This is a genomic window from Nocardioides halotolerans DSM 19273 (assembly GCF_000422805.1).
In the GTDB taxonomy this organism is placed as follows: domain Bacteria; phylum Actinomycetota; class Actinomycetes; order Propionibacteriales; family Nocardioidaceae; genus Nocardioides; species Nocardioides halotolerans.
This window is the reverse complement of the sequence record NZ_KE383926.1, coordinates 222,111-228,349: the sequence shown is the minus strand read 5'-3', so window position 1 is coordinate 228,349 and position 6,239 is coordinate 222,111. Positions and strand designations below refer to the sequence as shown.

Annotated in this window: 7 protein-coding genes; 3 read left to right on the top strand and 4 right to left on the bottom strand. The window is 61.6% G+C overall.

Annotated elements, in window-relative coordinates; genetic code table 11:
- Positions 1-318 (top strand): integrase core domain-containing protein (locus G514_RS0122915; RefSeq protein ID WP_028653645.1); only part of this gene is annotated, 318 nt, incomplete at its 5' end.
- Between the two features lie 841 nt (positions 319-1,159).
- Here the strand turns inward: G514_RS0122915 and G514_RS0122910 are convergent.
- Complete coding sequence (locus G514_RS0122910; RefSeq protein ID WP_028653644.1) at positions 1,160-1,432, bottom strand: hypothetical protein; 273 nt, start codon at positions 1,430-1,432, stop codon at positions 1,160-1,162.
- A gap of 381 nt (positions 1,433-1,813) precedes the next feature.
- Between G514_RS0122910 and G514_RS0122905 the strand changes: the two genes are divergently transcribed.
- Entirely contained in the window at positions 1,814-2,191 is a 378-nt protein-coding gene (locus G514_RS0122905) for a hypothetical protein (protein WP_157545169.1), read from the top strand.
- On the opposite strand, the gene G514_RS0122900 is transcribed toward G514_RS0122905, so the two are convergent.
- A complete protein-coding gene (locus tag G514_RS0122900; protein WP_028653642.1) occupies positions 2,188-2,853 on the bottom strand; it encodes a recombinase family protein in 666 nt (221 codons plus the stop codon). The genes G514_RS0122905 and G514_RS0122900 overlap by 4 nt on opposite strands.
- A gap of 75 nt (positions 2,854-2,928) precedes the next feature.
- On the opposite strand from G514_RS0122900, the gene G514_RS0122895 reads away from it, so the two are divergent.
- Entirely contained in the window at positions 2,929-3,993 is a 1,065-nt protein-coding gene (locus G514_RS0122895; RefSeq protein ID WP_028653641.1) for a hypothetical protein, read from the top strand.
- Between the two features lie 597 nt (positions 3,994-4,590).
- On the opposite strand, the gene G514_RS30550 is transcribed toward G514_RS0122895, so the two are convergent.
- Both G514_RS30550 and G514_RS0122880 read right to left on the bottom strand, forming a co-directional pair.
- Positions 4,591-5,304, bottom strand: a complete 714-nt coding sequence (locus G514_RS30550; RefSeq protein WP_157545165.1) for a hypothetical protein — start codon at positions 5,302-5,304, stop codon at positions 4,591-4,593.
- A 674-nt stretch (positions 5,305-5,978) separates the two neighbouring features.
- The gene (locus tag G514_RS0122880) at positions 5,979-6,239 is read right to left on the bottom strand and encodes a CBU_0592 family membrane protein (protein ID WP_245582312.1); all 261 of its coding nucleotides are present in this window, start codon (positions 6,237-6,239) and stop codon (positions 5,979-5,981) included.

Genomic DNA, 6,239 nt, shown 5'->3' with positions numbered 1-6,239 from the left:
TTCACCTCCATCCGCTACGGGGAACGACTCGCCGAGATCAAAGCGACACCCTCGATCGGCTCGGTGGGCGACTCCTACGACAACGCCCTGGCCGAGACCCTCAACGGCTACTACAAGGCCGAGCTCATCCGCGGCCCCGCCCAGGAGGGCCGGCCCTGGAAGAGCGTCGAGGACGTCGAGCTCGCCACCCTCGGCTGGGTCCACTGGCACAACAACCAACGGCTCCACGGCTACCTCAACGACGTCCCACCAGCAGAGTACGAAGAAGCGTTCTACGCTCAGACCCGGACCGACCAGACCCTGGCCGGAATCCAATAGCCCGAGCCTCTACAAAACCCAGGGCGATTCACATCCACGATGCAAGGCTATGCCCTGACAGCCGGGTAGTTCCCGTTCCGGGGCCTGTAGAGGCACACGAAGGCCCCGTGAGAGCACGCGGAAAAATGTGCCGTGGTCAAAGGTCGCTTCACTAAGCGAACGGCTTCGATTGGACGGGCCGGACTGTCGGTGGTCGTGGCTATGGTGTCGCTTTGAATGCACGTGCGGAAGCGTCTCGAGGGGTGCTTCTCAACTTGACGATTCCATACCAAGATGCTATACTTAGTATATAAGGTTGAGCACCACCTCGAACCAGGAGAGCAAGCGAAGACTTCGCATCAAGCAGGCCCGGTTAGGCGTTAGTGGTGTTCCGCCTACCGGGTCTTCTCATTGAGGGCCCAGAGGTTTGACGGATGTTTACCTACCTCCCCCTGGCCGCGAGCAGCGCGATTCAACTTCCAGGGACGTCAGTAGGGCGTGCTGAGTCAACAGGCTTTGAGTAGCCACCTCTGAGGAAGGTGCTGCCCAGATGAAGGTCAACACAACCTCAGGAACCCTTGGAAGCTCGGAAGAGCTAACCAGTCGGTGCTTCGCACCTCCATGACCTCCCTGCGGTCGGCCATTGCGAACCAAGGAGCATCAGGATGGTTAAGAGAAAGTGGGTTCTCCTGTGTACCGCCGCAGCGCAGCGGAGGCGGTAGGAATACCTCTCTGTACCGGCCAAAGTCCCGCAAGGTGTTCCTGAGTACCGCAGCAAGCTCGGATGAGAGCTCTGGCTTTGTTGTCTAACGTAGGCAACGAGTCGAGCGCAGCGAGGCGCGTCAGGCGAAGCCTGCGCTAACTACCCGCCAAACCGGCCCGTGGTTCGCTTCGACTCCCACCGGTCGAGTTGGTGCAAAGCTTGACGGCTGTATCCCACTGACTCCATAGCCTGCTTGATTCGAGCCAGGGACAAGGCTGCTTCTGCGCAGTCAGCCAGAAGCTTCGGCATCAGCTCGTCGGTCTGGCCGTTGCGGTCCCAGGCGTTGTTGCCAACGAAATCCAGGAAGTCCAGCAGTTCGACCTGCTCCGGCGTGAAGCCGACCCAAGCAACATTCTTAGGCTTGCGAACCATGCAACCACGCTACGACGGGCCGGTACCGAGAAGGCTCACGCCTCTTCCGGCGAGCAGTACTCGCAGCCTTCGTCTTGGCAGTCGGGCCCTCTGAACGCATCGCAGTGCTGACACCACGCCTTACCTTCAAGGGCTACCAGCGGGGTATCGCAATGAGGACAGCTCATGCTCTCGATGTCTTGGCTCATGGCAACTCCTAACGAGTCTGACCCCAGCGACATCCTCGCTTGGGGTTCTTGCAGTGGCCGTACCCGTCTTCGCAACCAGGGCACTCACACCAGCACCGGCCAGGTGGGACTTCGCTCAATTCCGGGACTCGTGGCTCACGGTCGGCGTCGTCGCTCATGCCGAAAGAGTGCCATGGCCGAGTAGTGTCCCGGGATGCTCAAGAACCGCCTGCTATTCGGAGCTGTTGTCGTTCTGTGCCTCGGTCTGGTTGTGACCTCCGTCGGCTGGTACCGGAGCAGCCACCAGAAAGTGGGCGATGCCCAGGAGCGGCGGTTCGACTCGTGCCACATCGATGGCGCGACCGCGGTGCTGGACTACACCTACGGCGTCAACGAGAAGGTCACGCTCACCACCGACAACCGAGGCGATGACGCCATCGTCGTCTCCTTCACAGCGCAGCAAGGTCAAGGCACCTCGATAGCCCTCGGGCTGCCCGGCCAACTGCGCGTCGCCGTCGGCCCAGAGGGCGGCAACGGCTCATCCGAGCTGACGTATCCGGACGGCAAGAAGCTGACTTGCAAGTCGAACTAGGCAGCCGTCGCATCCAACTCAGCGGAGGCAAGCACCGCTTTCACTGTCGAGGGATACCAAGACGCACCACCGCGAGCGGTAGCGATGCGGTCGCCGTTTAAACGGTTGGCGATGGCAGCCAAAGTCATCCCGGACTCACGCTCAGCCACGATGCGTTGCCTAATCTGCATAGGCAGAGCGACTGGCCGGCCAAGCCTCTTCCCCTGCGCCTTCAGCTGCTGCAAGGCCGCAGACGTACGAGCACCAATCAACTGACGCTCGTACTGAGCGAAAGCCGACATCACGTTAGCCATGAGCTGACCTGAGGGCGTGGTGGTGTCTACGGCTAGGTCCAGAACGACAATCTGCCAGCCCTGCTTGTTGGCCGACTCCATGAGAGTGCAGAAGTCCAGGAGCGAGCGTGACAGCCGGTCCAGTTTGGAGACAACGAGGATGGACGCCTCGCCCTTGCGAAGTTGGTCGAGCGCGGTACCGATGGCAGGTCGAGCAAGGTTCTTCGCCGAGAAACCCTCATCGCTCAGATACTCGATGTCATCCCAGCCACGACGAACAGCCTCAGCAGCGATGACGGCGCGTTGGTCAGCCAGACCCAGACCACTAACTGCCTGCTCTTCGGTGCTGACTCGCGTGTAGGCGATGACTCGGGAAGCCCGCTTCTTCATGGCTCGATTATTTCAGCCGGACCGGCTTTTGTACAGTAAACGGACGTTTAATGTATGCCGCTCTAGACTCTCGTCATGACACCTCAGGAGTTGGAGTCTTTGGTACGCGACCGCGTCCAAGCGCTCCGGCGTGGTCACAACGAGGACGACCGTTTCGAGTTCAAGTCAGATTGGCCAACTGTCGATAAGGCACGCCAGCTCGCGGCCTCGGCGAATCGACTGGCCGGGGAGCCGCTCTTCTACGTCATCGGAGTTGACGAAAGGAGCGGACGCGCCGTGCAACCGAGTCCCGTTGAGGCTGGTGAGTGGCTCGCGAGGCTTTCTAAGCAGTTCGACCAACCGCCCCCGCGTCTGGACATGCATCGGGTTGTCCAATTGGATGAGACCGATTTTGCGACCGCTTTGGTCTTCTCGACGGAAGATGTGCCATACGTGGTCAAGACGGACAGTGGAAATCGCGACGTCCCGATGCGGTCCGGCGCCACCACCAGAAGCGCCCATCGTTACGAGCTAGTCGACATGCTCGCCGCCAATGTTCAGGTGCCGCCAATGTCGATTGCCGAAGCTACCGTCCGGGCAACTCTCCACACTGAGCCAGCCAACTCCGGACCCAGGCTGGAACTCGTCTGCGTCATGCGTGTTTTCGTTGGATACGTCGGCGACTCCGCAGTGACGCTGCCAGCACGAGGTATCAAGATGCGACTACGGGACGACAGTAGCCGCCTCATCGCCAACCTCCCGACCTCGCTTGGCAGTGGACCGAGCTTCTACTGGCCCGGCATGGAACACGCTCCTAGCCCGCCGCCTCCCCCGAGGTTCGGCGTCTACATCAGGGAGGACTACGTCGTAGCCACGGCACCCGGAGAGTTCGCCCTCCGCGCTGACTTCGAGCAGGCCTTCACATCCTCCGTGGGCAATGTCGAGATAGGACGCCTCAGAGACAGCGACACTCTCTCGATAGACGTGGCCCTCCGAGTCGCTATGGCCAATCGCGACGTGCATCTAAGTCAGGAACTGCATCGGACGGAGTTACTCGGACGAGAGGAGTCCGACCCCTACGTCGATGAGCGAGCGACCCAGCGCAGTCTGGGCGCCTGGTCCATTCGCGACGCGTCAGCCGACCCTTGGTCTGCCGACTAGTAGGAGGAGGAGGTTGGGCGCACTATCCGTAGCGCATGAGCTCGCGGCCGGGCGCGTATCAAGCGCCTGCCTCGCAGTTATGCATTCTCGCGCCTGGAAACTCTCTACAGAGTCGAGCTAAATCCGTACAGGTCGAGCGAAAGGACATACAGAGTCAGAGCCTCCTTCGTTCGCGCGAAGCGGATGCACCAACCTGACACCGTGCCCATAGGGTCAGGTGCGTTGAGCCGGTTCGCGACCGAGGGCACCTGGCACGCACTCGAATGCGGCGGTGCATGGGAGCCCTTCGGCAACGACTCGACAAGCCCGTACTTGTCCCTCATAAGGAGAGCCACAGATGGCATACATCGTTCGTGACCAAGCGACACTCGTAGGCATGGCCGCGGGTCAAACAATCAGCACTAGCGCACTCGAGGTGACGCTGAACAGCCTCGCCTCTCAGGGTTACACACTCATCGCCATCGCGCCTCAGTCAGATGACAACATCGGCGGCTCTTGGTACATCTTCAGCCAGTAGCCCCAGCGCTCCATCCGCGCGTGCGCCACCATGCAGCGGGGCAGTACCCCGGCTCGTTCGGCTGCTGACTTATGCAGTTGTCAAAGTCGAGCCTCGTCATGCCCTAGGTCAATAGGGCGCGACGGCGTACTGAAGGGACTCTGCGCCAGCACTCCGGCCTGGAGGTGGTACTCCGTGCGCGACCGCTGGAAGTCAGCCGATGTTCGGCCCAACACGCGGCTCTCTGTCTTTATGATTCCGAGTTCATTCAGCCGTCGCATACCCCTCTTGCGCGTGTCATCTGACATGTCGTAGCGCTCGCGGAGCAAGGCCGGTGAGAACCAGGCCCCCACATCGAACACCGCGTCGACCGCTGGTGGGACCGAGCGCAAGACAAGCAGGCAAGCGAGCGCCGGCCCATCCAGCGCAGCCATCCAACCGTTGGTCCACAGCTGCCCTGGAACTTTCTCGTAGGCATGCCTGTTCCAAGGCTTCCCTTCAAGCTGCAGGCGCTTGATGGTCGAGCCCGGGAGTGAGTACCGGCTGCCGTCGCCCGACTCACTCCGGACGGTGACAATCGGTGGCACGCCCTTCTCGCCTTGAACTTCCACAAAGTCGTTCTCCGACAGCCATCGCAGCGCGTCGTTGATGCGACGAGCCCCGCGCCCCGGTGGGTCCGCCAATCCAACCAGTGCTGCCCAGGTGCGGGCCGGGTAACTGACGTTGTGGGGAGGGGCGACTGCTATCCACAACAGGCTGAGATACAGCTTTAGCCTCACCTCCCCTCCGCGACCCCCTCGCAGCATGGTCATCATGGGAGTTGGCTTCTCCGAACGACCCCGCCGAAGGAAGCTGCGGCGCAACTGAGCGTCTCGGCCCTTTACTCGTTCGGAGAGCACAGCAGCGGTCTCGACGGCTCGGGGCGCGAGCACTTCGAAAGGCTCGCGGATGGTCGCGTTTCGCGCGCGCTCGGGGCTAGTCATCGACTTAGTCCTAGACTAGATATCTACTAGTAGATGAGCAAACGTCAGGGATACCATGCAACAAACGTATCACTTGACATGCTACAAACGAACAGGCGCCGGCAGAGCGCCTTGAGGCAGGCTCAGCGCCCGTGCCGATGGAACATGCTATCGCAGGGCCATCAGCAGCAAAGGCAGCTCGTGTGCTAAGGTCTCGACAGGTCTCGCGAGGCCTGGCTCTACGTCGACAAGCGTTGGGCCGAACCCCTCCCTCGTATCGAGGAAGAGCGCGACCGAGGCGGCTCGCCTCCCCAAGGTCACCCCGGGGTGGCAGGGGAGGCGAGCCGTTGGGCATTTGTCCCTGGCTGGAGCGTGAAAACCTTCGGACTCAAGTCTTACGCTTTGCGACCTATCAACCGTCGAACTTCCACGCGTCGCCGCACATGAGTCGTGACCCGTCAGGGTGCCGCCAGGCAACCGTTCATCTGGCACCCGTAGGTGCGGACCTGGTAGGTGCGCATGACCGGTCAAGAGTACGAGGGATCACGCCGGGTCCCACGAATCAGCGAGGCCAGCGAGACCACCGCCCACACTCCTTCGAGCAGGAGGAATCCCCACTGGCGACCGTGCAGGGCGTCGGCCGCGAGGACCGTGGAGCCGACGAGGTTGAGGACCACATAGGTCCGCGCCTCGGGCCGGAGCCGCCGCAGCTGCACGAGGACGAACGGCCCGAGGATGAGCAGCGACCCGGCGATCTGGACGACGGTGCTGACGGCTTCGATGGACAC